The organism is Corynebacterium camporealensis (assembly GCF_000980815.1).
Taxonomy (GTDB): domain Bacteria; phylum Actinomycetota; class Actinomycetes; order Mycobacteriales; family Mycobacteriaceae; genus Corynebacterium; species Corynebacterium camporealense.
This window is the reverse complement of sequence record NZ_CP011311.1, coordinates 2,019,073-2,044,484: the sequence shown is the minus strand read 5'-3', so window position 1 is coordinate 2,044,484 and position 25,412 is coordinate 2,019,073. Positions and strand designations below refer to the sequence as shown.

At 61.3% G+C, this 25,412-nt stretch carries 24 protein-coding genes; 14 read left to right on the top strand and 10 right to left on the bottom strand.

Annotation, left to right across the window (positions count from 1 at the left end):
- Positions 1–11 precede the first annotated feature (11 nt).
- The gene (gene trhA, locus UL81_RS09565) at positions 12–746 is read left to right on the top strand and encodes a PAQR family membrane homeostasis protein TrhA (protein ID WP_046453533.1); all 735 of its coding nucleotides are present in this window, start codon (positions 12–14) and stop codon (positions 744–746) included.
- Here trhA and UL81_RS09560 read toward each other — a convergent pair.
- Both UL81_RS09560 and UL81_RS09555 read right to left on the bottom strand, forming a co-directional pair.
- Positions 743–2,848 carry an acyl-CoA dehydrogenase family protein gene (locus UL81_RS09560; protein ID WP_035104505.1) on the bottom strand — a complete coding sequence of 702 codons (2,106 nt, stop codon included), beginning with the start codon at positions 2,846–2,848 and terminating at the stop codon, positions 743–745. The two genes, trhA and UL81_RS09560, sit on opposite strands and share 4 nt — an antisense overlap.
- Before the next feature lie 24 nt (positions 2,849–2,872).
- Positions 2,873–4,168, bottom strand: coding sequence for an acetyl-CoA C-acetyltransferase (locus UL81_RS09555; protein WP_035104507.1), 1,296 nt, complete (start codon positions 4,166–4,168; stop codon positions 2,873–2,875).
- A 134-nt stretch (positions 4,169–4,302) separates the two neighbouring features.
- Between UL81_RS09555 and UL81_RS09550 the strand changes: the two genes are divergently transcribed.
- On the top strand, positions 4,303–5,619 hold the full coding sequence (locus tag UL81_RS09550) for a 3-oxoacyl-ACP reductase (protein WP_035104508.1): 1,317 nt from the start codon (positions 4,303–4,305) through the stop codon (positions 5,617–5,619).
- Positions 5,620–6,507 (top strand): MaoC/PaaZ C-terminal domain-containing protein, encoded by an 888-nt coding sequence (locus UL81_RS09545; RefSeq protein ID WP_035104509.1) that lies wholly within the window; start codon positions 5,620–5,622, stop codon positions 6,505–6,507.
- A gap of 28 nt (positions 6,508–6,535) precedes the next feature.
- On the opposite strand, the gene UL81_RS09540 is transcribed toward UL81_RS09545, so the two are convergent.
- Complete coding sequence (locus UL81_RS09540) at positions 6,536–7,534, bottom strand: acyl-CoA thioesterase (protein WP_046453532.1); 999 nt, start codon at positions 7,532–7,534, stop codon at positions 6,536–6,538.
- 34 nt (positions 7,535–7,568) lie between these two features.
- Here UL81_RS09540 and UL81_RS09535 point away from each other — a divergent pair, with 34 nt between their 5' ends.
- From UL81_RS09535 to purM, 3 genes are read left to right on the top strand one after another with little or no spacing between them, the layout of a single operon-like run.
- A complete protein-coding gene (locus tag UL81_RS09535) occupies positions 7,569–7,967 on the top strand; it encodes a sterol carrier family protein (RefSeq protein WP_046453702.1) in 399 nt (132 codons plus the stop codon).
- A 10-nt stretch (positions 7,968–7,977) separates the two neighbouring features.
- Positions 7,978–9,456, top strand: coding sequence for an amidophosphoribosyltransferase (gene purF, locus UL81_RS09530; protein WP_046453531.1), 1,479 nt, complete (start codon positions 7,978–7,980; stop codon positions 9,454–9,456).
- 26 nt (positions 9,457–9,482) lie between these two features.
- Positions 9,483–10,526, top strand: coding sequence for a phosphoribosylformylglycinamidine cyclo-ligase (purM, locus tag UL81_RS09525; RefSeq protein WP_046453530.1), 1,044 nt, complete (start codon positions 9,483–9,485; stop codon positions 10,524–10,526).
- 51 nt (positions 10,527–10,577) lie between these two features.
- Here the strand turns inward: purM and UL81_RS09520 are convergent, their stop codons facing one another.
- Together UL81_RS09520 and ygfZ are read right to left on the bottom strand one after the other, a co-directional pair.
- Complete coding sequence (locus tag UL81_RS09520; RefSeq protein ID WP_035104510.1) at positions 10,578–10,775, bottom strand: DUF3073 domain-containing protein; 198 nt, start codon at positions 10,773–10,775, stop codon at positions 10,578–10,580.
- Positions 10,776–10,909: 134 nt separating this feature from the next.
- Entirely contained in the window at positions 10,910–11,965 is a 1,056-nt protein-coding gene (gene ygfZ, locus UL81_RS09515; RefSeq protein ID WP_046453529.1) for a CAF17-like 4Fe-4S cluster assembly/insertion protein YgfZ, read from the bottom strand.
- Between the two features lie 20 nt (positions 11,966–11,985).
- Here ygfZ and UL81_RS09510 point away from each other — a divergent pair, with 20 nt between their 5' ends.
- Entirely contained in the window at positions 11,986–12,861 is an 876-nt protein-coding gene (locus UL81_RS09510) for an aminodeoxychorismate lyase (RefSeq protein ID WP_035104512.1), read from the top strand.
- Here UL81_RS09510 and UL81_RS09505 read toward each other — a convergent pair.
- A complete protein-coding gene (locus tag UL81_RS09505) occupies positions 12,858–13,484 on the bottom strand; it encodes an FABP family protein (RefSeq protein WP_035104514.1) in 627 nt (208 codons plus the stop codon). The genes UL81_RS09510 and UL81_RS09505 overlap by 4 nt on opposite strands.
- A 53-nt stretch (positions 13,485–13,537) precedes the next feature.
- Here UL81_RS09505 and UL81_RS09500 point away from each other — a divergent pair, with 53 nt between their 5' ends.
- Positions 13,538–14,563 carry a diacylglycerol/lipid kinase family protein gene (locus tag UL81_RS09500; RefSeq protein WP_179944091.1) on the top strand — a complete coding sequence of 342 codons (1,026 nt, stop codon included), beginning with the start codon at positions 13,538–13,540 and terminating at the stop codon, positions 14,561–14,563.
- Between the two features lie 104 nt (positions 14,564–14,667).
- On the opposite strand, the gene UL81_RS09495 is transcribed toward UL81_RS09500, so the two are convergent.
- Positions 14,668–15,627: an HNH endonuclease signature motif containing protein gene (locus UL81_RS09495; RefSeq protein ID WP_046453528.1), complete on the bottom strand. Its 960-nt coding sequence runs from the start codon at positions 15,625–15,627 to the stop codon at positions 14,668–14,670.
- 97 nt (positions 15,628–15,724) lie between these two features.
- The gene (locus UL81_RS09490; RefSeq protein ID WP_046453527.1) at positions 15,725–16,528 is read right to left on the bottom strand and encodes an LmeA family phospholipid-binding protein; all 804 of its coding nucleotides are present in this window, start codon (positions 16,526–16,528) and stop codon (positions 15,725–15,727) included.
- A gap of 33 nt (positions 16,529–16,561) precedes the next feature.
- On the opposite strand from UL81_RS09490, the gene mshD reads away from it, so the two are divergent.
- From mshD to pstB, 5 genes are all read left to right on the top strand, one after another.
- Positions 16,562–17,443, top strand: coding sequence for a mycothiol synthase (mshD, locus tag UL81_RS09485; RefSeq protein ID WP_035104518.1), 882 nt, complete (start codon positions 16,562–16,564; stop codon positions 17,441–17,443).
- Between the two features lie 198 nt (positions 17,444–17,641).
- The gene (pstS, locus tag UL81_RS09480; RefSeq protein ID WP_035104520.1) at positions 17,642–18,778 is read left to right on the top strand and encodes a phosphate ABC transporter substrate-binding protein PstS; all 1,137 of its coding nucleotides are present in this window, start codon (positions 17,642–17,644) and stop codon (positions 18,776–18,778) included.
- A 124-nt stretch (positions 18,779–18,902) separates the two neighbouring features.
- Entirely contained in the window at positions 18,903–19,955 is a 1,053-nt protein-coding gene (gene pstC / locus UL81_RS09475; RefSeq protein WP_035104522.1) for a phosphate ABC transporter permease subunit PstC, read from the top strand.
- Between the two features lie 17 nt (positions 19,956–19,972).
- Positions 19,973–20,899, top strand: coding sequence for a phosphate ABC transporter permease PstA (gene pstA, locus UL81_RS09470; RefSeq protein ID WP_035104524.1), 927 nt, complete (start codon positions 19,973–19,975; stop codon positions 20,897–20,899).
- A 40-nt stretch (positions 20,900–20,939) separates the two neighbouring features.
- The gene (gene pstB / locus UL81_RS09465; protein ID WP_035104527.1) at positions 20,940–21,713 is read left to right on the top strand and encodes a phosphate ABC transporter ATP-binding protein PstB; all 774 of its coding nucleotides are present in this window, start codon (positions 20,940–20,942) and stop codon (positions 21,711–21,713) included.
- Between the two features lie 58 nt (positions 21,714–21,771).
- Here pstB and phoU read toward each other — a convergent pair whose 3' ends face one another.
- Both phoU and dusB read right to left on the bottom strand, forming a co-directional pair.
- Entirely contained in the window at positions 21,772–22,500 is a 729-nt protein-coding gene (gene phoU, locus UL81_RS09460; protein ID WP_035105441.1) for a phosphate signaling complex protein PhoU, read from the bottom strand.
- A gap of 34 nt (positions 22,501–22,534) precedes the next feature.
- Positions 22,535–23,680: a tRNA dihydrouridine synthase DusB gene (dusB, locus tag UL81_RS09455; RefSeq protein ID WP_035104530.1), complete on the bottom strand. Its 1,146-nt coding sequence runs from the start codon at positions 23,678–23,680 to the stop codon at positions 22,535–22,537.
- A 169-nt stretch (positions 23,681–23,849) separates the two neighbouring features.
- Between dusB and UL81_RS09450 the strand changes: the two genes are divergently transcribed.
- Positions 23,850–25,346, top strand: coding sequence for a succinate CoA transferase (locus UL81_RS09450; RefSeq protein ID WP_035104532.1), 1,497 nt, complete (start codon positions 23,850–23,852; stop codon positions 25,344–25,346).
- The last annotated feature ends 66 nt before the right edge of the window (positions 25,347–25,412 follow it).

The following is a 25,412-nucleotide window of genomic DNA, read 5'->3' as shown; positions in this document are numbered from 1 at the left end:
AAGGTCCAAGCATGCGCCATAGCGAAGAGGCAACCAAAGCAGCAGAAGAGGAACTGAGCTCTCAGTCCCCGGGTGTGGTTGCCCACACCATCTGGGTCGCCGACCGCGGCACGCGCCCGGTTACGCGCGGCTGGGGACACCTCATCGCCGCGATTTTGTCTGTGATTGCCTCGACGGTGCTGATTACCTATTCCTGGATGACGCTGCCCTGGGCCCAAGCCCTCGGCGTCACTGTCTATGGCGTGGGTCTGGTGGGCCTATTTGGCGTCTCTGCGCTCTATCACCGCTGGCCCTGGCCAACGGCGAGGGCAGTGCAGTGGTGGCGGCGTGCCGACCATGCCACCATCGCGGTCTTTATCGCTTCGACCTATACGCCGCTGTGCCTTATCGTTCTTGAACCCGCCACGGCCGCCTGGATGCTGGGCACCGCGTGGGCCGGTGCGATTCTGGGCGTGATTTTGAACCTGGTGTGGATTGACCACCCGCGCTGGCTCGACGTTGTGGTCTACCTAGCACTCGGCTGGTTGATTCTGCCACTGCTGCCGACACTATGGAACGCCGCCGGCCCAGCCGTGGTGTGGCTGCTGTTTGCCGGCGGCGTTATCTACTCACTCGGTGCGGTGGTCTACGGCCTGAAGTGGCCGGGCCGTAATGCTCGGTGGTACGGCTACCACGAGCACTTCCACACCGCGACCATTGCGGCCGCGGTGGTGCACCTCGTGGCCATCTGGATGGTTGTGGTCTAGTCCCGCTTCGGGTCCACGCCCGAGCTGTTGAGCATCGGCACGTTGGAGGCCTCTGCCGGAATGCCGAAGGCATCCACCAGCACGACCGACCACGGTGCCAGGGAGTCGACCAGGTCATTAATCGCAGCACGCGCTGCCTTCACGCGGCTGGCCGGAAGCATGTTGTGCTCCTGGTACCAGCCTGCATGCTGGACGATGCTGTCAAAGACAAACAGGTGGCGCAGCTGCTCAAAGACCTTGCGTGCCTGCGAGCCTTCTTCCAGCTTCTCCTCGGCCTCCACCATGGCCTGGACCAGCAGGGTGTCCACGCGAGCCCAACCAGCAGCAATCAGGTGGTCCTGGACCTTGTTCATGATGGCGGCGGCCTGCACCTTGTCCGCAGAGCGCGCCGGGGCGACGCGGCGGACTAAGGATTTGAGGACGGACTGGGCTCGGTCATCGATAAGCTGTGCTTGGTAGTTGGCCTCAAACAGGGAGTGATTCTCCTCCGCCGTCACCAGGTCGCGAATGCCCTGCAGGCGGGTGGTGAAGCCCGTGCGGCGACGCACGACATCACCGGCGGTCTCAGCCACGTAGCGCACCGTATCCCACGGGGACATATCCGACATATCGCGGCCATACGCAGTCAGCAGGTTCTTACCGACCATCTGAATGAGCACGGTGTTGTCACCTTCGAAGGTGGCATACACGTCAGCATCTGCGCGGTAGGTGGTCAGGCGGTTCTCGCTCATGTAACCAGCACCGCCGCAGGCCTCGCGGCACTCCTGAATGGTCTTATTCGCATGCGCGGTCTGCGCGGACTTAATCGCTGCGGCCAGCGACTCCATCTCGCGGGAAGCAAACTTCTGCTCCTCGTTCGGCTCGGTCACCGACCATGCGCCGCTGTTCTGCTGCTGCACCTGCTCGTGGTAGCGGTCCAGGATCTGGTTCTGCAGCAGCTGGAGAGCGTAGGTGCGCGCCAGCGGGATGAGCAGGCGACGACGGTGCGAGCGGTAGTCAATGAGCTTCTTTTCATGACCAGTAGCGCCCGGGAACTGACGACGGCGGTTGGCATAGCGCACCGCAATATCCAGCGATGCCTGCGTTGCACCACCCGCAGCACCGGAGACCGCGATGCGACCGCGAATCAGGGTGCCCAGCATGGTGAAGAAGCGGGCGTTCTTGCTCTTAATCGGCGAGGAGTAGTGGCCCTTCTCGTCCACATCCGCGAAGCGGTTGAGCAGGTTCTCACGTGGGATGCGGACCTTGTCGAAGGCAAGGGTGCCGTTATCCACACCGACCAAGCCACCCTTGTGGCCGTGGTCGCCAATGGTGATACCTGGCAGGGCGTTGCCCTCTTCGTCGCGAATTGGGACGATGAAGCAGTGCACGCCGTTGGAGCGGCCATCGGAATCCGGAGTGACCAGCTGCGCGAAGACGGCCGCTGCGCGACCATCGGCAGCGGCGTTACCGATGTAGTTCTTCACCGCGGAATCACGCGGGGTATCGATGACGAATTCCTGGGTCTCCACGTCGTAGGTCGCAACGGTCTCGAGGGACTGGACGTCGGAGCCGTGGCCGTGTTCGGTCATCGCAAAGCAGCCCGGCACCTCCAGGCTCGCTGCCTTGCGCGCCCACTCGGAGTGGCGCTCGGTGCCCAGCTGGTCCACTGCGCCGCCCCACAGGCCCCACTGCACGCCGGACTTAATAGCCAGCGAACCGTTGATAGACGCCAGCGCCTCCAGCGTGGTCAGCGCATCGCGCGGGTTGGAGGAACCGCCGTTTTCCTCGCGGAAGCCAGCCAGGAAGTAGCCTTCCTCTCCGACCGCGCGCACGCCTTCCATGGTGTGGCGGCGCTGTTCCTCCAGCGGCAGATCCGAGCGCGGATAGAGGTCAGGGTTCTCACCAAACTCGCGCATTCGGGCGCGGAACTCCGGGTTCTCACCTTCCAGGAGAGCCTGCAGCTCAGGCACGATGGCCGGGTCTGGCTTCATCGGCAGGCGCGCCGGGCTGTTGGGCTCTGCCTTGGCATGGTCCGGGCGAATCTCCGCAGGAGTGGAGTTGTCAGGGCCGTCCACACCAGGGGCGAACTCGTTTTCCTTCTTATTCTTATTGAGCAACATGGTTCATTCCTTCCTATGGGTGGTTTAGCGTTCCAAGATTGCGGTGATGCCCTGCCCGCCGGCAGCGCAAATGGAGATGAGAGTGCGTCCGCCGCCAGCTTCCTTGAGCTGCTTCGCTGCGGTGGCCAGGATGCGAGTACCGGTGGCGGCGAACGGGTGGCCAGCAGCCAGCGAGGAGCCGGTGACATTCAGCTTGTCGCGGTCGATGGAACCCAGCGCACCGTCCAGGCCAAGCACGTCGCGGCAGTAGGTGTCGTCTTCCCAGGCGCTCAACGTGGCCAATACCTGGGAGGCGAAAGCTTCGTGGATTTCGTAGTAATCGAAGTCCTGCAGAGTGAGGTTGTTGCGCTCCAGCAGGCGCGGTACGGCATGCGTTGGGGCCATGAGCAGGCCCTCGCCACCGTGCACGAAATCGACTGCGGCGGTCTCGGTATCGACCAGGTAGGCCAGTGGCTCGAGGTTGTGACGCTGAGCAAAGTCTTCATTGCCCAGCAGCGCCACGGAGGCACCATCGGTCAGCGGGGTCGAATTGCCCGCGGTCATGGTGGCCTGCGCACCGTGCTGGTCGGCATCGCGCTTGCCAAAGACTGGCTTGAGCTTGGCCAGCTTATCGATGTCCGTATCCGGCCGCAGGTTCGTATCCCTCTGCACGCCCAGATACGAGGTCACCAGGTCGTCGAAGAACCCGGACTCCCACGCCTCGTGCAGGCGGTGGTGGGAGGCCACAGCGAGTTCGTCCTGCGCCTCGCGGGTAATGCCGAACTGGCGGGCGGTAATGGCGGCGTGCTCGCCCATCGATAAGCCAGTGCGCGGCTCCGCGTTCTGGGGTTGTTCCGGAACCAGCTGGTCCGGGCGCAGGGAACCGACCAGGCGGGCGCGCTGGCCGACGGTCTTCGCGCGGGTTAAATCCAGCAGGGTGCGGCGCATCTGGTCATTGAGCGCCAGTGGGGCATCGGACGCAGTGTCCGTGCCGCCGGCCAGGCCGGAGTCGATGCGGCCCTGGGCAATCGCATCGGAAACGGCGACCGCGGCGGCAAGTGAGGTACCGCAGGCCTGCTGCACGTCGAGCGCGGGGGTGTTAGAGCTTAGTGCTGAGCCCAGCACGCACTCGCGGGTGAGGTTGAAGTCGCGGGAGTGCTTGAGCACCGCACCCGCGGCGACAAGGTCCAGGCGCTCGTCCTGCAGGCCGTAGCGGGCGACCAGGCCATCGATAGCTGCGGTGAGCATGTCCTGGTTCGAGGCCTTGGAGTACTGCTTATTCGAGCGGGCAAAGGGGATGCGGTTGCCGCCGAGTACGGCGACTCGGGAGGTGTTAGTCATGTCCGGCTCCTTCGGGGTAAAATTTTTAACGAATTGCCATTCGTGTGTTGCACCACATAGCTTAACCTGTACTGTAAGCAATGTCACCTAAAATATCGAATCTCGCGAATGTTCACGCGAAAGAAGGAGAAAACATGAGGAATGCCTCACTTGCAGAAACGCTGATTAACTCCCGCTTCGCGGGCAAGGTTGGTATCCCACAGGGCGCACCGCTGCGTCGCTATCAAGAAGGCGAACCGCCACTAGCCGGACCGGTCGTGATTGGGGGTTCGGGTCGTTTGTCAGACGGCCTGCGCGAGGCCCTGCAGATCGACTATCAGCTCCTGGAGGCGAGCGCGGATTCACAGCGTTCCGCGGCCGTCTTTGATGCCACCGGCATCGAGTCCCCGGCGCAGCTGCGCGAGCTTTATGACTTCTTCCACCCGCAGATTAAAAAGCTCGGGTCCAGCTCGCGCCTGCTGGTTATTGGCACCACCCCGGAGCAGGCTTCGGGCGTGCAGGCGAGCATCGCCGCCCGCGCGCTGGAGGGCTTTACCCGCTCCTTGGCTAAGGAGATGCGCAAGGGCGGCACCGTGAACCTGGTCTACGCCGCCCCGGATGCGCAGGTTGCGGACCTCGAGTCCACCGTCCGCTTCTTCCTCTCTGGCAAGTCCGCCTTCGTTGATGGCCAGGTCGTTAGGGTGGGCAGCGGTGCCGCCGCGCTTAACGATGCCCCCTTGGCCAACCGTCTCGCCGTCGTCACCGGCGCCGCACGCGGCATCGGTGCCGTTATTGCCGAGGTGCTCGCCCGCGATGGTGCGGACGTCATCTGCGTCGACATCTCGCCGGCGAGTGGGCCGCTGAGCGAAGTAGCCAACAAGGTCAAAGGCACCGCGCTGCCGCTCGATGTGACCTCTCCGGATGCCGCGCAGCGTCTGGCCGAGCACGCCGAGGAGCGCTACGGCCGCAAGATCGACGTCATCGTCCACAACGCCGGTATTACCCGCGACAAGCTGTTGGTCAACATGAACGAAGGGCAGTGGGACCAGGTGCTCGGCGTGAACCTGCAGGCGCCGGTCACCATTACATCCGAGCTACTGGAGCGCGACGTGCTAGCCGAGGGCGCCTCCGTCATCGGTGTGTCCTCCATGGCGGGCATTTCCGGCAACCGTGGCCAGACCAACTACGCCACCACCAAGGCCGGCATCATTGGCTTGGTCGACTCCCTGCGCAAACCTTTGGCTGAGCGCAACTCCACCATCAACGCCGTCGCCCCGGGCTTTATCGAAACCGACATGACCGCCGCGATGCCCACCGGCCCGCGCGAGGTCGGCCGTCGCCTGAACTCCCTGCAGCAGGGCGGTTTGCCTATCGATGTCGCCGAGACCGTCGCCTACTTCGCCTCCGCCGCCTCCCGCAGCGTCACGGGCAACACCGTGCGCGTGTGCGGCCAGAACGTGATGGGAGCTTAAATGACCACTTTTACTGAACTCGATGCAATTCCGGAGCTGGGTCAGCTCTACCGCGCTCAGGCCCTCAAGGCCGTGCGCCCGGGTGGCAAGCCCGACAAAGTCGACGACCCGGTCCACGGTTTCCGCGTGACCGGCCTGCGCGTCGACCCGAACCACCTTGCCGCCTACACCACCGCCACCGGACTCCGTCTAGCCAACGAACTGCCGGTGTCTTACCTCTTTGTGCTGGCGTTTCCGCTGGCCATCAAGGTGATGGATGCCCCGGGATTTCCTTTCCCCGCAATGGGCGCAGTCCATCTTTCTAATTCCATCCGCCAACACAGGCCTGCGCTTATCGATGAAGAATTCACCCTCGAAACCCACGCCGAAAACCTTCGCCCGCACCGCAAGGGCTTGGTCATCGATATGATTTCGCGTCTGCGCGTCGGCGAAGAAGTCGTGTGGGAGCAGGTGTCGAGCTTTTTGTCGGTGGGGGCATCGTTTAGCAAGGGCACCCCAGTCTCCGTGCGCACCCGCGGCGAAGATTCCTGCCGCATTACCGGCAGCCCCGCCGAGGACCCCGGCACCGCCGTAGCCCAGCTGCGCTTTGCACCTGCCGATGTTCAGGAATACGCCCAAGCCTCCGGCGACAAAAACCCCATCCACGTCTCCAAGGTGGGCGCGAAGGCGTTTGGGTTCCCCAATACCATTGCGCACGGCATGTACTCGCTCGCGCGCATTCTCGCCTTCGCCGAAGGCCGCATCCCGGCGTCGTGCCGCATCGATGCGGACTTCTACAAGCCGGTCATCTTGCCGGCCAAGGCGGCCATCTACGCCGCCGATGGACTAGAGCTCCGCTCGGCCAAGAAGCCGGAGAAACTCCACGTCCGGGTCACGGTCGCTGACTAGTCAGCGAACCAACCCGCGGCACATCGACCTAGTCGATGTGTTGGTTGGTGGGCGCCACCACCAGTGGCTTCGGCGAGTACTGGCCGCGTAGCTCGCGCAGCACGTTAGCGTGCTCGGCCAGGCGAACATCCTCCTCCGTGCGCGGGGTGAACTGGCGTGCGGCGGTGGGCTGCCAATCGTTATCCATGCCGATATAGGTAATCGTGGCGTGGATAGCGTTTTGCAGGTTTTCACGGCCCCCGCGCGGGTTGCCGGAACGCACGTGCACCGACATCTGCATCGAGCGACGGTCGGTGCGCATCATGCGCGCGTCGACCTCAATCAGATCGCCAATGGAAATCGGCTTATAAAAACGAATACCACCGGCGTAAATCGCAACCGTATGCTCGCCGGACCACTCCATTGTGCACGCCGTACCGGCCTCGTCGATCCACTCCATCGCGGTGCCGCCGTGGACGTTGCCGCCCCAGTTCACATCGGTTGGCTTGGCGAGGAAGCGGTTGACCATGCGCGGGGCATCGGAAGGCCCGTCGTAGGTTTGCTTTTCCATCTCCGCTTCAATGGCCTTGCGCAGTTGCACGCGCGACTTCGCGGCTTCCTCAACGCGCAGCTGCTCGTCGGTCTCCGGGTGGAAAGGCGGCACCGGGGTAGCCATACCGGTGACAGCGTCCTTGGCCACGAAGACCACCAGGCAGTCACACGCGCGGGTAAAAATACCCTCGCGCGGGTCGGCAGAAAGCACCTCGTTGACGATGTGCATCGAGGAACGCCCGGTCATCGCGATGCGCGAGCGCACCTCCACGATGTGCCCCGACGGAATCGGACGAGTGAAGTGAATGTGGCCCACGTACGCGGTCACGCAGTACTGGCCGGACCACTGCACAGCGCACGCATACGCTGCCTTATCGATCCATTCCAGGACGCGGCCGCCGCCGATGCCCTGGGCACCAGCCAGGGTTTGGTCAGTCGGCGAGGCCATAAAGCGCAGCGTGACAGAGGGGGACTTGGGGTTGGATGCATCAGCCATGGGTTACAAACTAGCAGCCGATAAAATGGTGAGTATGAAAAAACGTGTAGATCCTGCGCAAACCCGCGCGGCAGTGATGGCGATTGCGGACTGGATTGCTGACCCTGTGGGCATCGAAAAGCCTGGTCGTGCCCTGCTTGCCGATGCCGTCCGCCGCACCGCCCGCACCTTAGAGGCCGACGCGCCTGGCCATTCTGTGGAGCTGCGAGTACCCCCATTTGTTGCCGTGCAGTGCATCGAGGGCCCGCGCCATACCCGCGGCACCCCACCGAATGTGGTGGAAATGGACCCGCTGACCTGGTTGCAGCTGGCCACCGGGCACAAAAGTTGGGCCGAGGCAGCACCGCTTATCGATGCCTCCGGCTCCCGCGCCGCCGAAGTATCCGACTGGATCCCCATCATTCCGTTAGTTTCCCCTTCTGTAAACGACTAGGATGTAGTGCGTGGTAGCTTTCACTAACCTCGACGACCAGAATGAGACCGAGCCACGGGAAGAATGCGGCGTATTCGGCGTATGGGCTCCCGGGGAGGAAGTCTCCAAACTGACCTACTTCGGCCTTTTCGCACTGCAGCACCGCGGACAGGAAGCCGCGGGCATCGCAGTTGGCGACGATGATCGCATCGTGGTCTTCAAAGACATGGGCCTGGTATCCAACATCTTCGACGAGTCGATTTTGGGCTCGCTGCAGGGCAACGTCGCCGTAGGACATACCCGCTATTCCACTGCGGGCGGCAAAGAGTGGTCCAACGTGCAGCCGATGTTCGGTACCTCCGCCACCGGCGTGGACATCGCCTTGGGCCATAACGGCAACCTGGTGAATTACCTGGAGTTGCGTCAGGAGGCCATCGACCGCGGGCTGATTAAGCCGCACGAGGAGCATGTCTCTGACTCGATGTGCATGTCCACCCTGCTTGCCGATGGAGTCTCCGAAGACAAGACCGTCTTCGACTCCGCGTTGGAGTTCCTGCCGCGTGTGAAGGGCGCTTTTTGTTTGACCTTTACTGATGGCAAGACGCTGTACGCCGCGCGTGACCCGCACGGCGTGCGTCCGCTGTGCCTGGGCCGTTTGCCGCAGGGCTGGGTCGTGGCCTCGGAGACCTGTGCGCTGGATATCGTCGGCGCGCAGTTTATCCGCGAGATTGAACCCGGTGAGCTCGTAGCTATCGATGCCGCCGGCATCCGCTCTGAGCGCTTCGCCGAGACCGTCCGCCATGGTTGCGTCTTCGAGTACGTCTACCTGGCCCGTCCCGACACTGAAATCAAGGGCCGCTCTGTGAATGCGACCCGCGTGGAGATTGGTCGCCGCCTGGCGCGCCAGTACCCGGCCGAGGACGCCGACCTGGTCATCCCGGTGCCGGAATCCGGCAACCCGGCTGCGGTGGGCTATGCGCGTGAATCTGGCATTACCTTTGCCCACGGTTTGGTGAAAAACGCCTATGTGGGCCGTACGTTTATTCAGCCGACGCAGACGCTGCGCCAGCTGGGTATCCGTTTGAAGCTCAACCCGCTGCGTGAAGTCATCGAGGGCAAGAAGCTTGTCGTCGTGGATGATTCGATTGTGCGCGGTAACACCCAGCGCGCGTTGATTCGCATGCTGCGCGAGGCCGGTGCTGCCGAGGTGCACGTGCGCATCGCGTCGCCGCCAGTGCGCTGGCCTTGCTTCTACGGCATCGACTTCGCCTCGCCAGGTGAGTTGATTGCGAACGCTAATCCTTCCGATGACCCCGAGGTCGTCTGCCAGACCATCTGCGATGCCATTGGCGCTGACTCACTGGGCTTCGTGTCCGTCGAGGAGATGGTCTCTGCCACCGAGCAGCCGCGCAACGAGCTGTGCGCTGCCTGCTTCGACGGCCACTACCCGCTGGGTCTGCCTGCCGGTAATCCAAACGCTGAGGCCGTGCGCACGCTGCAGGGCAACTAAGAACTTTTCAAAGGAACTGATACACCATGAGTGAGAATACGTACGCTGCTGCAGGTGTCAGCATCGAAGAAGGCGACCGCGCCGTCAGCCTGTTTGCCCCGCACGCCAAGCGCGCCACCCGCCCGGAGGTCATGGGCGGCCTCGGCGGCTTTGCCGGCCTATTCAAGCTGGGCGAGTACAAAGAGCCCGTCCTGGCTGCAGGCTCCGATGGCGTGGGTACCAAGCTGGCTGTGGCGCAGGCGATGGACAAGCACGACACCATCGGCATCGACCTGGTCGCTATGTGTGTTGACGACCTGGTCGTCTGCGGTGCGGAGCCGCTCTTCCTGCAGGACTATGTGGCTGTTGGCAAGGTAGTGCCGGAGAAGGTCGCGGAAATCGTCAAGGGCATCGCTGAAGGCTGCGTCCAGGCAGGCGCTGCACTGCTGGGCGGCGAGACCGCCGAGCACCCCGGCGTCATGGGCGAGGACGAGTACGACGTCTCCGCCACCGCCGTCGGTGTCGTTGAGGCCGATAGCATTCTCGGTCCGGATAAGGTCCGCGACGGCGACGTGCTGATCGCCATGGGCTCGTCGGGTCTACACTCCAATGGCTACTCCCTGGCTCGCTACGTCCTGCTGGAGCAGGCCGGCCTGCCTCTCGACGGCTACACCGAGGAATTCGGTCGCACCTTAGGCGAGGAGCTGCTGGAGCCAACCCGCATCTACGCCAAGGACTGCCTCGCGCTGACCGCCGAGTGCAACGTCTCGACCTTCTGCCACGTCACCGGTGGTGGCCTCGCGGGCAACCTCGAGCGCGTCATTCCGGAAGGCCTGTCGGCGAAGGTGAACCGCTCGACCTGGACCCCGGGTCCGATTTTCAAGACCATCTCCTCGGTCGGCAAGGTCTCGTTGGAAGAGATGGAAAAGACCTTCAACATGGGCGTGGGCATGATTGCCGTTGTCGCGCCGGAAGACAGCGAGCGCGTTCTCGCCATGCTGACCGCCCGCCACGTGGATGCGTGGGAGCTGGGCCGCGTCGAAGAAGGCGACCAGCGCGTCGTCATGGAAGGCGAGCACTCCAACTTTTAGGCACCAAAAAGGACCCGAGGGCAACCCCGGGTCCTTTTTCAAGAGGCGATATTAACGCGCAGAGTCGGTATCGTCCTCCTCGTCCCACTCGTCGACATAGTCGGCGTATGGGTCGTCCTCATGGTCATCCGAAGAATTCTGCTGGGCTGCAAGCTCGCGCTGCAGCGAATCCAGGTCCATTTCCGGCGAGTTGTATTTCAGCTGGCGTGCAACTTTGGTCTGCTTTGCCTTTGCGCGTCCGCGTCCCATTGTGCATGACCCCCTTGAGGTGAGTAGGGCATCCCAGGGATTCTTGGGTGCCCCATCGGCTTTTGTATCTGTAAATCTTCCTGTAAGACACAATAGCGTGTGTGACGAAAAAATTCCGCACTGGCCCTGAAAAGCTAGCGTCCGCGCAGCTTATCGACCGCAACGCGTCCCGCCTTCGGCCCCTCATCTGTAGGGATGGACTCCGGGTCGACCGCCGCGGAAGCATCACCGATCCGCAGATCGCCGACATCGAGGGCGGAGCGCTTCACCAGGCCGAGGGCGATGGGGCCGAAGTCGCAGTCATCGACAAGCGTGCCCATCCGGCCCACCCGGCGACCGTTGAACATGATGTCCGCGCCCAACTCAGGCAGGGTCGGCGCGGAGCCATCGATGTGCAGCTGCACCAGCAGGCGCGGCGAGCGGCCCAGGTTCTCCACACGCGCCACAGTTTCCTGCCCGCGGTAGCACCCCTTGTTTAAGTGCACATGGCCCGGATTGTCCCCGCGGCCAATCCAGTGCGGCACCTCGTGCGGGATGGCCTTGTTATCCAGGTCGGCAGCCAGCTCCGGCTCCCGGGCGCGTACGCGCTCGGCCGTGTATGCCATCAGTCCCACCAGGGTGCCCCCGGCTTCTTCCAGCTTCTCGATGCCCGCAGCCAACTCCTCGCGCGGAAACCCTAAGTCCACCCTGCGAACCCCCGGCCAGGTCATCTCGCGGCGAAAGACGGCGTCGACAGGCAGGTCCTTGTCGCCGAGCAGCGTGACGATGGCCAGGTCGGCCTCCTCGACAGTCACCTTCGACCAGAAGATCATCTTCTGCAAAAAGTCGTTGAGGGAATCGAACTGCGCGGCAGGCACGTCGAGGTAGAAAGCATCCTCGGTGCGCACAACATCGGCCTGGTGCAGGATGTGGCCTTGGATGTCAAGGTCGAGGGTGCTGGCGGCGAAGCCCCCGGGGGCATCGTCAAGCTTTTGCGACAGCAGGTTATTTAAAAAACCTGCGGCTTCCTCGCCGGTGACTTTGAGCACGCGGCGCTGGGAGCGGTCGACGATGGCCACGCCTTCTTCCACGGCGCGCTGTTCGGTCAGCGGATTGCCGTAGTGCCAGGCGACTCCGGCGGCATCGATAGTGGTCTCGGCTTGGTGCTCTGCGGCACCAGCCCGGTCCAAAAGCGGCGATTTGTAACTCACAGTCCCGATGGTAGGGCATAATGAAAAATATGGATGTGCATCCTGCAAAAGAGCCGGTCATTTACGTTGTCGAGCCGTATGGGGGTTCGGTTCGCAAGCATATGCCCACCTTGCCGTTGATCTATTGGGACGATGCCGGCGTCACGCGTGGCGATGGCGTCTTCGAATCCCTCTTGGTACGCGGTGGAAAGGCCGCCAACTTGGAACGCCACGGCAAGCGATTCCGTGACTCGGCGAAGGCGATGGACCTGCCAGAACCGCCGCTGGAGAAGTGGGAAGAGGCCACGCGCCTGGCCATTGCGGATTTCTGCCGCGGTGACGACGACGTGGAGGCCAAGTGCACCTGGACGTACACACGCGGGCGCGCCTCGACGGGGCATCCGACGGCGTGGGTGGTTGTGCAACCGATTGCGCCGAAGGTGTTGGAGCAGCGCAAGAAGGGCGTGTCCGTGATGACGACGCCTAGGTTGTGGCAGGTGGCTGAGGAGTTGCCGGCGAAGACGCTGAACTACGCCGCGACGATGGCCACGCTGCGCCTGGCGCGCGAGAAGGGCTGCGAGGATGTCATCTTCACCGACGGCGACAGCGGCCTGGTGCTCGAGGGCGCGACCTCGACCGTGATTAGCGTGAAGGGCAAGAAGCTGCGCACGCCGGCGGGCCCGGGCATTTTGCCGGGTACGACGCAGGCGGCGGTCTTCGACTACGCCCAGGAGCAGGGCTATCGCTGCAAGGCGAAGGAAATGACCGTTGACGACCTCAAGTCCGCTGATTCGGTGTGGCTGGTGTCCTCGGTGCGCGTGGCGGCGCGGGTGACCAGCCTGGATGGCAAAAAATTTAAGGCCCCGGATAACGCGAAGGAAATCCAGGACCTCTTTGCAGCAGCGTTGTCGCGCTAGCCCGCGATGCGGGTCAGTTCTGCGGACATGTAAGGGCGCATCTCGCCATCGACCATGCGCTCGTCGACCCAGCCGAGGTTGTTGTTCGGCATCAGACCGTACATGCGCTTGCCCGGGCCCAGGTTCTTCGGGCCGGTCTCGGTGACCATGGTGGAGGCAGACTCGAGCTGCCATGCGCGCTCGTTGAAAGGCTCGCCGTAGAAGATCTCCACGATGCCGGTCGACGAAGTATAGGTCATCTCAATTTCGTCCTTGGCGGAAATGCGCCAGAAACCGGTCTCGCGGACGTCGGCGCCTTCGGCCTTGCCGTCCTCGTTGAGTTTCCAGGTACGCGAGCTAAAGGTCAGGTACTCCTCGCCGTCGTGGGCGATGACCAGCTGCTGGCCAAAGGCGTACTCGTTGCCGTCGGTGTCATAGGCCTGGCCTTGGCCTTCCCAGACGCCGACGAGCGGGAGGAGGGCCAGGAGGGCATCGTTAAGCGATGGCCCCTGGCGGAGGTTTGCAGTGTCGTCGGGGACTGGGACCTCGCCCAGCTCCACGGCCGGGATGTTGCGGGAAGCGGCGTCCTTCCACGCCTCAGCGGCCTGGTTTACAGCATCGTTTCCGTTAAGTTTGTCAGACATACGCACCAGCCTAGTCGGCGACCCAGGTAGGGTGTAAAAGCGTGCACGTATTGATGATTTGCAACCCTAACTCCACCAGCCAGAACGAGGCTTTGTTCCGACAGGTGCTGCCGTCGTTGCGCGAGGTCGAAGGCCTGACGATGTTCAGCCGGTTCACCCACTACCCCGGGCATGCCGAGGACATCGTCAAGGGCTTAACGCGCGATGACTATGACGCGATCATCGCTGTGGGTGGTGACGGCACCGTCAATGAGGTCGTCAATGGTTTGCTGGGCAAGGTTGAACCCGGCAAGGACTTGCCTGATAATTTGCCAGCGCTGGCTGTGATTCCGACTGGTTCGGCGAATGTGTTTGCCCGTGCGCTGGGCTTTCCGCCGACTCCGCTGGAAGCAACGCACGTGCTGGCGCGCATGCTGGAGCATGATTCACGACGCCGCATTTACCTCGGCACCTGGAACGACCGCTGGTTTGCAGTTAACGCTGGCTTCGGGCTGGATGCCGATGTCTTGTCGCGGGTCGACCGCGCCCGTGAGAATGGCTTTTCGGCGACCCCGTTGCGTTATTTGAGCGTGAGTGTGCGCGCGTACCTGCGTGCACGTCGCAAGCCGCCGCGGATTAACGTTCACGCGACTGCGAAGGACGGCAGCACTCTGGAGGTCTCTGAGGCACCGCTGATGCTGGCGTCGAATACCAATCCGTGGACTTTCTTAGGACCGTTGCCAGTCGTGACGAATCCGCGCAACTCCTTCGACGAGGGACTCGGCCTGTTTGGTCTGTCGGATTTGACCGGCATCCATGGCCTGGTGGGCATGCTGCACCTGATGGGCGCGGACCGCCGCCGCTGGCTGAACAAGGTGACCAAGGCGCGCACGATTCAATTCGACGACGCTCAGGAAGTCATTCTCGAGTGCCCGGAGCCGCATCGCTTCCAAGCCGATGGCGAATCCGAGGGCGAGTTCGAAAAGATCACGCTGCGCACGGTTCGCGATGCCATCGAAGTCTTCGCCCCTCAGGATCCGAGCCCGCCGCACAAGCGCTCTGCTCGGCAGATTCTGCGCGACCTGATTCGCATGAGCTAAAACCACCCCTAGCCGCCACCCGTAACGGGCTGGCGGCTGCTGTGTGTCTTGAGGGGTTTCCTTGTGGCATGTACTAGGAGTTCCTAGTAATACGTGGGCCTACTTCAGTAGGCCCACGGTGGGACCCATTCGACTTTGCCTCTGATTCTTAAGAGTTTGCCGTTTCTTCGTTCGTTGCCATCATCGTTTCTTCCATTGTGATGGTCACACGCGGTGGTTAAATTTGATGCGTTGGTTTCGCCGCCGTATTTCCAGGCCACTATGTGGTGAACTTGGCATTCATCGGCACCTTTGAGGCAATGTATCCACGGACAGACCGGGTTTTCGGCTTTCGCCATGGTTCTTTGTTTGAAACTTGCACTTCTTTGGGTGCGGTAGAGATTGACCGGGCCCTCGACGGGGTGGATGAGGGTGGCGTAGCCGTGGTCGGTGAACATCTGCTGCACAAGCTGGGCGCCGGTGATCTTGGCGCCATTGGTCATTTGCAGCACGATGTCGTCGCCCTGACCGTCCACAATCTTGTCTAGCTCATCCAAGTTGATAACCACATGGGTCGTCACACCGGTTCCTTGCACTTTGCCGCTGCGCAAGAATTCTCTCACGGACTCGATGGTGGGGAACATATCGCGAAGCTGGGCAATCAACTCTGAGTCGCCGGTGAGGCGGTAGGTCCACTTGTCGGTCTTGGAGCGCGTCAAAGCGGTGCCGTCTTCCGGTGGCTTAGGCGGATCGATAAACCGCTTGGCCACAGTGGCAATCTTGCTGGCTGGCACATCAGCACAGGCGATGCGGAACTTGTAGCGGTCCACGTGCTTCTTAATCCGCCGAGCTTTCTTTTCAATCTCTTGCAGCGTGGAGAGGTCGTGTGGGGTATTGCGGGATTTGGCTTGGAGCTGGGTGTACGGGGTCTCACCGAAGTAAATATCGGAGAGGGTGAGGAGCTCGCGGGAGAATTTCCGTGGGAATCCCAGGTTTTGTAGATGCGCATTAGTCAGCGCCGCGACCTCGGAGAGAGTCTCCATAGGCGCGGTAAACGCTTGAGCAAGTGCATCGAGTTGTGACATGCCTCTAACGCTAAAGGGACGTTGTCAAGGTTCGCTAGAGGAAATTTTCCAGCCTGTGGATAACTTTGCAAAAGCCCAGGTCATAGGTTGCGGTGGGTTAGCGGCCGACGCGGCGTTCGGTGTCGGCGGCTTTGTTTTCGGCCTCTTCGATAGCGGCTGCTTCGGATCCTTGGATCTCGAGAGGGGAGAGTTGCGCGTTTTCTAGCCGGATGTTGCGCTGCTGGGTTTCAAAAGCGATGGTGCCGCCTTGCAGGCGGACGTAGGTGGCCTGAGCCGGTAGCGGAAGTTTGCGGGTATCGAAGGAGAAGGAAAAGGCTTCGATGAGACGCTCGTCGTCGGTGTCGAAGGGCTTCATGTGGAACATGTGCCCGTCCAACCGCAGGGTGACTTTGACGGTGGACTCATCGGCATCGCCAGGCAATGTGCCCGTGAGTTCAGCCTCAGCGGAAGGACCACCGGAAGGGGAGATGTCATCCGGGTTGGAAATGGACAGGTCAGAAATGCCGAGCAGGCGGCCCAACACGATGCTGTCGATGTTGATGCCGCGCGTGTAGGTCGATACTGGCGCGCCGGCGAAGTCGCCGCTGATGACCTGGTTCGGAGTCACGGTGATATCGCGCAGGGTGGTCGAGGCGTTGACTACGCCCAGCTCGGGAACCTCGATGTCCTGGGATTTCACCTCTAAGAAAGGGACTTCCTTGGTAAACATCGCCGCAGCCACAGGCAGGCCGCCGACATAGACGTCCGGCGTGTTTTCTAGCTGCGAGTGGTGTTTGGCGGTTTGTGCGACGTTGTGTTCGGCGTGCATCGCCAAGCTGGAGTCTGCCAACCAGAGTCCAGCGACAACTGCGCCTGCGATGCCTACATGTACGATGCGGCGATCAATTTTGAAAACGTCCACCCCTCTATTTCTACCGTAACTATGGTGGGGTTCATGATTAGCATCGCGACTGAAGAACTGAACGCTGAATTAGCTGACCAAGTAGAGGCATTAGCAGCAGAAACGGAGAAGGCTGACGGCATTGCGCCGCTGTCGGAGGAATTCCTCAATGGCCTGCGCGATGAGCGCTTAAAGCACGTCCATTATTTAGCGCGCGAGGACGACAACATCGTCGGTGTGGCAGCGCTCAACGGTGACAATGTGGAGCTATTCGTGGTGCCCGATAAGCGTCGTCAAGGCATTGGCCGCAAGCTTTATCAAAGCATCGACGTGGATGGCCTGCAGGCGTGGGCGCATGGCAACCTGCCGGGCGCGCAGGCTTTGGCCAAGAAAGAGGGCTTGAAGGTCACTCGCAAGCTGTTGGTCATGGCTATCGACGGTGCAGACCTCAAGGACGCTGCAACGCTTAACGATGTCCCCCTTTCCCCCTTGAACTACTCCCAGGCGGTGGAGCAGATGGGCCGGGAGGACGTTGAAAAGCAGTGGCTTCAGGCCAATAACGAGGCCTTTTCCTGGCACCCGGAGCAAGGCGGCTGGGATTTGGACAGGCTGCACAGGGGTATGGAAGCCGAGTGGTTCGACCCTGAGGATGTTTTGTTTTTGTGGGATTCGGGGGAGAAGTTAGCGGGATTCCACTGGACGAAGTGGCATACAGAAGAAACGCCTGGTTTTGGTGAGGTCTATGTGGTGGGCCTGGCGAAGGACTATCGCGGACGTGGCCTAGGCGATCCTTTGCTACGTATTGGCCTTGCGCGCATGGTGGAAAAGGGCGCTGAGCGCGTAATTTTGTACGTCGAGGCCGATAATGAACCGGCGGTGAAGGCGTATGAGAAGTTGGGCTTTTATGTGGCGGAGGAACACTGCGTGTGGGCTTAAAGTGACCAGTCTCACGGCGAGTTCACTTACAGTTCACCTAGATCCCCCTTTCTGGTAACCCGGGCCGGTTAGCTTTAGTCATCGTGAGTTAATCGCGCCTGATTGCCGGGCGGCCCAATGGAAGCACTTTGGTGGGCTGCACGCGGCGAAGGCACGGCGATTTCCTCGGACAATCGACTCCCTTTGGAAAGGTTTCTCGTGATTCGCAACTTCAAGCGCACCGCCGCAGTCTTCGGCGTGCTGGCTGCATCCTCGACCGCACTGGTTGCTTGTGGCAACGACGACAATGGCAACGGTGGCGACGGCGACGACAACGCTGCTGGCGTTGAGCTGCCGGGCGGCTACACCCTGTCCGGCACCGCTGGTGAGCTGGTCGCCGAGGGTGCATCCTCCCAGCAGAACGCAATGGACTACTTCTCTGCGAAGTACCAGGAAGTCACCGGTGGCGAGGCTACTCTGGCATACAACGCTTCTGGTTCCGGCGCTGGCCGTGAGCAGTTCGTTGCTGGTCAGGTCACCTTCGCTGGTTCTGACTCCCCGCTGGAGGAGCAGCAGGTTGAGGCTGCCAAGGACCGCTGCAATGGCAACGATGCATGGCACCTGCCGTTCGTCATTGGCCCAATCGCAATCGCCTACAACCTGGAAGGCGTTGACGAGCTGAACCTGTCCGTCGACACCGTTGCCGCTATCTTCAAGGGCGACATCACCGAGTGGAACGACGACGCTATCGCTGCTGAGAACGAGGGCGTTGACCTGCCGGACGAGCAGATCACCACCGTCTACCGCGCTGATGAGTCCGGCACCTCCGAGAACTTCCAGAAGTTCCTGGGCTCCGCAACCGACAACTGGGACACCGAGGGCAAGAACTTCCCGACCGCAGTTGGTCAGGGTGCTGACGGTTCCTCCGGCGTGACCAACCTGGTCAGCGGCACCAACGGCGCTATCACCTACGTTGAGCACGCACACGCTGCTCAGTCCGGCCTGGGCGTTGCCAACATCGACTTCGGTGCTGGCCCGACCGAGCTGAACAACGAGACCGTCGGCGCTGCTCTGGAGAACCTGGAGTTCGAGAACGAGGGCAACGACATGGTCGTTAACTCCGAGGCTCTGTTCTCCTCCGAGGACGAGGGTGCTTACCCGATGATCCTGACCGCTTACGAGATTGTCTGCTCCGCTGGCTACACCGCTGAGGAAGGCAACATGGTCAAGGACTTCCTGATGACCGCTCTGGCATTCCAGGATGAGGGCCTCGAAGAGGCTGGCCACATCCCGGTCACCGGTGCTCACTACGACCGCCTCGTTGATGCGGTCAACGCCATCGAGGTCAGCGAATAAGCACTGGCCACGGCCATAAAACTCTGCCCCCGAAGGTTCGTGAGGACTTTTCGGGGGCGCTGCCACGTTAAAGGTGGCATTGTGATCAAAATCTTGAATCCTAAAAGTTGAAGGATTACGCCACATGGCTCAACATAATTCGACCGCAGGCTCAGAAAGCAAGCTAGACGACGGCCGCGAGGCATCGGTGCAGACCGTCACCACGCCGACTGCGACCGAGCCAGAGGAGAAGGTCATCGAAAAGGGCGTGACTCGCCCGGGCGACCGTGTCTTCTCGATTCTGTCGACTGCTTCTGCAGCTCTTATCACCGTATTCATTGCGGCGATTGGTCTCTTCCTGGTGATTCGTGCCGTTCCGGCGCTGAACCGCAACGCCGAGGGCTACCTGGGCTTCTTTACCTACTCCGGTGACTGGAACACCACCGACGTAGAAAACATGTACTTCGGTATTCCGTCGCTGTTCGCAGCAACGGTCACCATGTCGCTTGTCGCGCTGATCATCGCTATGCCGGTGGCACTGGGCGTGGCTATCTTCTTGTCCAACTACGCACCGAAGCGCCTGGTTAAGCCGATGGGCTACCTGGTCGACATGCTGGCGGCTGTGCCGTCGATTGTTTACGGCCTGTGGGGCTGGATGGCGCTCGGCCCGGTACTGGGTAGCTTCTACGAGTGGATCCACTCCTGGGGCGGCAACTTCTTCCTGTTTACTACCTACGCCAACTCCCCGTCGCTGGAGTCTGCGCGCAACATGTTCACCGGTGGCATCGTGCTGGCAGTGATGATTCTGCCGATTATCGCCGCAACCACCCGTGAGATTTTCGTCCAGACCCCGAAGGGCCACATCGAGGCTGCTTTGGCCCTGGGTGCTACCCGCTGGGAAGTTGTTCGCATGACCGTGCTGCCTTTCGGTATGTCCGGCTACATCTCCGGCGCGATGCTCGGCCTGGGCCGTGCGCTGGGTGAGACCATGGCGCTGTACATGGTGGTTGGCCCGTCCACGGACTTCCGCTTCTCGCTTTTCGATGGCGGCACCACCTTCGCTACCGCAATCGCCCGTGCAGCTCCGGAGTTCAACAACCCGACTAAGGCAGGCGCCTACATCGCTGCCGGCCTGGTGCTGTTCCTGTTGACCTTCGTGGTTAACGCGATTGCCCGCTCGATTGTCAGCAAGAAGTAAGCGAAAGGACTAGAGAAATGACTAACAAGACTTCCGCTGCAACTCCTTCTTCTGGCAAGGTCTACGGCGAATCCGCCTTCACTGATATCTCTGGTGGTCGCAAGACCGCGAACACGGTCGCAACCGTGGTTGTCTACATTGCTATGGCGCTGGCCATGGTTCCGCTGGTGTGGGTTCTGTGGACCCTGCTGAGCAAGGGCCTGCCGGTTACCCTCCGCGCGGAGTGGTGGACCGAGGACATGCTCGGCGTGATGTACCACCAGGAGGGCGGCGGTGCGCTGCACGCTATCGTCGGTACCCTGATCCAGGCTCTGCTGGCCTCCATTGTGGCTATCCCGATCGGTATCTTCACCGCTATTTACCTGGTGGAGTACTCCCGCGGTGGCTGGCTCGGCCGTATTACCACCTTCATGGTCGACATCCTGTCCGGTGTTCCTTCCATCGTTGCCGCACTGTTCGTCTACGCCGCCTGGATCGGCGTGATGGGCTTCGACCGCTCCGGTATGGCACTGGCTTGGTCGCTGCTGCTGCTGATGATTCCGGTCGTGGTGCGTAACACCGAAGAGATGCTGCGCGTGGTCCCGATGGACCTGCGCGAGGCTTCCTACGCACTGGGTGTTCCGAAGTGGAAGACCATTGCCAAGATTGTGCTTCCGACCGCACTGTCCGGTATCGCCACCGGCGTCATGCTGGCGATTGCCCGCATCATGGGCGAGTCCGCTCCGGTGCTGATCCTGGTGGGTTCCACCAGCGCACTGAAGTTCGACCCGACCAGCGGCCCGATGTCCTCGCTGCCGCTGATGATGCTCGATATGTACAAGGCCGGCGTGACCGACGCGGTGGTGGACAAGATGTGGGGCGCAGCCTTCACCCTGGTCCTTATCATCGCCATCCTCAACATTGTCGCCCGAATCATCTCCGCCAAGTTCTCGGTCAAGCAGTAGCTTGCCGCCGAACCTGACCTACACTCAACAGGAGTTATAGATGTCCAAGCTCGAACTTAACGACGTCGACATTTTCTACGGCGACTTCCACGCCGTGCAGAACGTCAACATGCACATCCCAGCCCAGGCCGTGACCGCATTCATCGGCCCGTCCGGCTGCGGTAAGTCCACCGTGCTGCGTACGCTGAACCGCATGCACGAGGTCATCCCGGGCGCCTACGTCAAGGGCGAGGTGCTTCTCGATGGCGAGAACATCTACGGCAAGTCCGTCGACCCGGTATCCGTGCGCAACACCATCGGCATGGTGTTCCAGAAGGCTAACCCGTTCCCGACCATGTCCATCGAGGACAACGTCGTTGCCGGTCTGCGCTTGTCCGGTGAGAAGAACAAGAAGAAGCTCGCCGAGGTGGCTGAAAAGTCCCTGCGCGGTGCGAACCTCTGGGACGAGGTCAAGGACCGTCTGGATAAGCCAGGTGGTGGCCTGTCCGGTGGTCAGCAGCAACGTCTGTGCATCGCTCGTGCGATTGCCGTGGAGCCGGAGGTCCTGCTCATGGACGAGCCGTGTTCCGCACTGGACCCGATTTCGACCCTGGCTGTGGAGGATCTCATCCACGAGCTGAAGGAAGACTTCACCATCGTTATCGTGACCCACAACATGCAGCAGGCAGCTCGTGTGTCCGATAAGACCGGCTTCTTCTCCCTGGAGGCCACCGGTCGCCCGGGTCACCTGGTCGAATACGATGACACCACCAAGATCTTCGAGAACCCGGATAAGAAGGAAACCGAAGACTACATCTCTGGCCGCTTCGGCTAGATAAGAATCACTCGATTGTCCGAGAAGCGCCCCAGCCAACCGGCTGGGGTGCTTCTTTTTAGTTACGGAACTGCTTTTCTAAGTCTTTGAACTGCGTTTCGAGTGCTGCTTCGCGCTCGGAGTTCTTCCGCTCGGCGAGGTAGGTATCCGGGTCGAGGCCGGTAGCCAGGTAGATGATGCGGCCGGATACCGAGACACAGTGGTCGGCGTAGCGCTCGTAGTAACGGGTGATCTGGCAGGTCTCGACGGCCTCGCGCGTGCTGCCCTTCCACTCCCGCTGGGTGAGGATGTTGAGCAGGTGATGGTTGATGTCGTCGACGGCGTCGTCGTCAGATGCCATGTTGATCGCGATATCCGGGTCCGGGTGGACCAATACCTCGCGCATGTTCTCAGTCATGTGGCGGACCAAGCGCGCCATCTCTTCGAAATAGCCCAGATATTCCGCCGGTACAACGGTGTCCGGGTGACGGCGCCGTGCCGAGCGCGCAATATGGCGAGCCAGACGTCCCATACGAGAGAGGTCCTCGACAATATAAATAGAGGACACCACCTGGCGAAGGTCCTTCGCCAGGGGATTTTCCAGGGCAAGCAGCAATACGGCGCGTTCTTCGCAACGTTCGCGAATCTCGTCCAGTTCGTCGGCCTTGGTCAGCGCGGCCTCTGCCGGATCCAGGGAGGCCTCCAACAAGGCCTTCGACGCTGAATCCATGATCGATTGCACCAGGTCGCACAAGATGATGAGGTCGTGCGAGAAGTTATTCAGATGCTCTCGGTAGGCAGTACGCATGCCACACAGCATAAACCATATGTGCGAATTGCGCTTATCCGCCGGAGTGCATAATTTCAGCGCCCTCCGGCACGGCCTCGTCCTCGGGGTCATCCAGCCAGCCGTCGGGAAGGGCGACCTTGGCAGGGGAGCCTTGGCGGCCGCGGGGGCCGGCGGCATCGTCAGCTAATGCATCGGAGTCTGCCCACGGTGCGAGCAGGTCGTCGAGCTCGGCCAGGGAGTTAACGCGGCTTAAGCCCGCGCGGACCTCGCCGCCGACCGGGAAACCGCGCAGATACCAGCCGATGTGCTTGCGAATATCGCGGCAGGCGTGGTGCTCGCCCTCATGATCGGCCAGCAGGTGCGCATGCCTGACGATGATCCGAGTGACCTCACCCAGCGTCGGCTCCGCTGGAATCTCCTCGCCGCGCAGGGCAGCAGACAGCTCCGCGAACAACCAGGGGCGGCCCAGGCAGCCACGGCCGACGACGACGCCATCGCAGCCGGTTTCTTCCATCATGCGGGCAGCATCGGTGGCCTTAAAGATGTCGCCATTGCCGAGCACCGGGACATCGCTATCTGCCAAGTGTTCCTTAAGGCGTGCAATCTCATCCCAACGGGCCTGGCCGGAGTAGCGCTGGGCGGCGGTGCGACCGTGCAAAGCGACGGCGGCGGCCCCCTCATTGACGGCGATGCGGCCGGCATCGAGATGCGTGTGGTGCTCATCGTCAATGCCGATGCGCATTTTTACGGTGACCGGAATGTCAGTACCTTCGGTGGCTTTGACCGCTGCAGCCACGATATTTCCGAAAAGACGACGTTTATAAGGAAGGGCTGAACCACCGCCGCGACGGGTGACCTTGGGAACCGGGCAGCCGAAGTTCATATCGATGTGATCAGCCAGATTTTCATCGACGATCATCTTCGCAGCTTTGTACGTATATTCCGGATCGACGGTGTACAGCTGCAGCGAGCGCGGATTTTCTGCCGGGTCGAAAGTGGTCATGCGCATGGTTTTCTCATTGCGCTCGACCAAGGCGCGGGCGGTCACCATCTCGCAGACATAAAGGCCGGAGACGGTTCCGGTGCGTTGAATTTCCTGCTCGCGGCAGAGCATGCGGAAAGCCACGTTCGTCACGCCCGCCATGGGGGCTAAGACGACCGGAGAGGATAATTCAATATTGCCAATAGACAGAGTCACGTCGCTTATTGTGCTACCTCCGAAGCGGGGGAGGCAACTTCACTTTCGGGGGCACCAGAGTTAACGAACTTTCGTGTAATCTTCGCGAAACTTCGCTAATGTGGTGCGTGTAACTAAATGGGCGACCCCGTAACGGGGGTCTTATGCCCCTACTAAATAGGAGGAAATTTTGAGCAATAGGATCGCGGCCTACCAGGATCTCGTTGTTTCCGCTGAGGAAGCAGCCAAGCACGTAAACAATGGTGACCGAGTCGGTATCTCCGGCTTCACCGGTGCTGGCTACCCGAAGGCCCTGCCGACCGCAATCGCGGAGAAGGCTAAGGCTGCCCACGCCAAGGGCGAGGAGTTCAAGATCGACGTCTTCTCCGGCGCTTCCACCGCTCCGGACTGCGACGGCGTGCTCGCCGAGGCTGAGGCCATCCGCTTCCGTACCCCGTACAACTCCGATCCGAAGCTGCGCGAGCAGTTCAACGACGGCACCACCCTGTACCAGGACATCCACCTGTCCCACTCCGGCCAGCAGGTCGAGGAGGGCTTCTACGGCGAGTTCCATGTCGCCATCATTGAGGCTGTCCGCATTCTGGAGGATGGCAACATTATTCCTTCCTCCGCAGTGGGCAATAACCTGGAGTACATCGACGCTGCCGACAAGATCATCATCGAGGTCAACTCCTGGCAGTCCGAGGACCTGCAGGGCATGCACGATATCTACCGCATCGAGAAGCTGCCTAACCGTCAGCCAATCCCGATCACCAAGCCGGGCGACCGCGTAGGTACCGAGTACATCGAGATTCCGCAGGAGAAGGTCGTCGCTGTTGTCGAGACCAACGCTCCGGACCGCAACGCACCGTTCAAGGAGCCGGATGAGGTTTCCGAGAAGATCGCTGCGAACTTCATCGAGTTCCTCGAGGGCGAGGTTGCCGCTGGCCGCCTCGACTACGACAAGTTCATCATGCAGTCCGGTGTCGGCAATGTCCCGAACGCTGTGATGGCAGGCCTGCTGGACTCCAAGTTCGAGAACATCCAGGCTTACACCGAGGTTATCCAGGACGGCATGCTCGACCTGATCGACGCCGGCAAGATGACCATGGCATCTGCTACCTCGTTCGCACTGTCCCCGGAGTACGCGGACAAGATGAACGACCAGGCTGATTACTACGCAAAGCACATCATCCTGCGTCCGCAGCAGGTCTCCAACCACCCGGAGGTCATCCGCCGCGTTGGCCTGATTTCGTCCAACGGCATGATCGAGGGCGACATCTACGGCAACATCAACTCCACCAACGTTGGTGGCTCCCGCATCATGAACGGCACCGGCGGTTCGGGCGATTTCACCCGTAACGCTTACATCAGCACCTTCGTCTCGCCGTCCATCGCCAAGGATGGCGCCATCTCCGCCATCGTGCCTTTCGTGTCCCACACCGACCACACCGAGCACGACACGATGGTCATCATCACCGAGTACGGCGTTGCTGACCTGCGTGGCCTGGCTCCGAAGGAGCGCGTCGAGAAGGTTATCTCCGTGGCTCACCCGGACTACCGTCCGCTGCTGGAGGAGTACTTCGAGCGCGCTAAGGAAAACAAGTTCATCCACACCCCGCACGATCTGAAGACCGCCTTCGACTTCCAGATCAACTTTGCCGAGAAGGGCGATATGCGCGGCTAATTGAAGCGCGTGAACTTTAAGGGCCTGATTCCGGTATCTCACCGGGTCAGGTCTTTTTTCCCATGC

Coding starts and splice junctions, on each gene's coding strand:
- trhA (WP_046453533.1), top strand. CDS start 12: ATGCGCCATAGCGAAGAGGCAACCAAAGCAGCAGAAGAGGAACTGAGC.
- UL81_RS09560 (WP_035104505.1), bottom strand. CDS start 2,848: ATGTTGCTCAATAAGAATAAGAAGGAAAACGAGTTCGCCCCTGGTGTG.
- UL81_RS09555 (WP_035104507.1), bottom strand. CDS start 4,168: ATGACTAACACCTCCCGAGTCGCCGTACTCGGCGGCAACCGCATCCCC.
- UL81_RS09550 (WP_035104508.1), top strand. CDS start 4,303: ATGAGGAATGCCTCACTTGCAGAAACGCTGATTAACTCCCGCTTCGCG.
- UL81_RS09545 (WP_035104509.1), top strand. CDS start 5,620: ATGACCACTTTTACTGAACTCGATGCAATTCCGGAGCTGGGTCAGCTC.
- UL81_RS09540 (WP_046453532.1), bottom strand. CDS start 7,534: ATGGCTGATGCATCCAACCCCAAGTCCCCCTCTGTCACGCTGCGCTTT.
- UL81_RS09535 (WP_046453702.1), top strand. CDS start 7,569: ATGAAAAAACGTGTAGATCCTGCGCAAACCCGCGCGGCAGTGATGGCG.
- purM (WP_046453530.1), top strand. CDS start 9,483: ATGAGTGAGAATACGTACGCTGCTGCAGGTGTCAGCATCGAAGAAGGC.
- UL81_RS09520 (WP_035104510.1), bottom strand. CDS start 10,775: ATGGGACGCGGACGCGCAAAGGCAAAGCAGACCAAAGTTGCACGCCAG.
- UL81_RS09510 (WP_035104512.1), top strand. CDS start 11,986: ATGAAAAATATGGATGTGCATCCTGCAAAAGAGCCGGTCATTTACGTT.
- UL81_RS09505 (WP_035104514.1), bottom strand. CDS start 13,484: ATGTCTGACAAACTTAACGGAAACGATGCTGTAAACCAGGCCGCTGAG.
- UL81_RS09500 (WP_179944091.1), top strand. CDS start 13,538: ATGATTTGCAACCCTAACTCCACCAGCCAGAACGAGGCTTTGTTCCGA.
- UL81_RS09495 (WP_046453528.1), bottom strand. CDS start 15,627: ATGTCACAACTCGATGCACTTGCTCAAGCGTTTACCGCGCCTATGGAG.
- mshD (WP_035104518.1), top strand. CDS start 16,562: ATGATTAGCATCGCGACTGAAGAACTGAACGCTGAATTAGCTGACCAA.
- pstC (WP_035104522.1), top strand. CDS start 18,903: ATGGCTCAACATAATTCGACCGCAGGCTCAGAAAGCAAGCTAGACGAC.
- pstA (WP_035104524.1), top strand. CDS start 19,973: ATGACTAACAAGACTTCCGCTGCAACTCCTTCTTCTGGCAAGGTCTAC.
- pstB (WP_035104527.1), top strand. CDS start 20,940: ATGTCCAAGCTCGAACTTAACGACGTCGACATTTTCTACGGCGACTTC.
- phoU (WP_035105441.1), bottom strand. CDS start 22,500: ATGCGTACTGCCTACCGAGAGCATCTGAATAACTTCTCGCACGACCTC.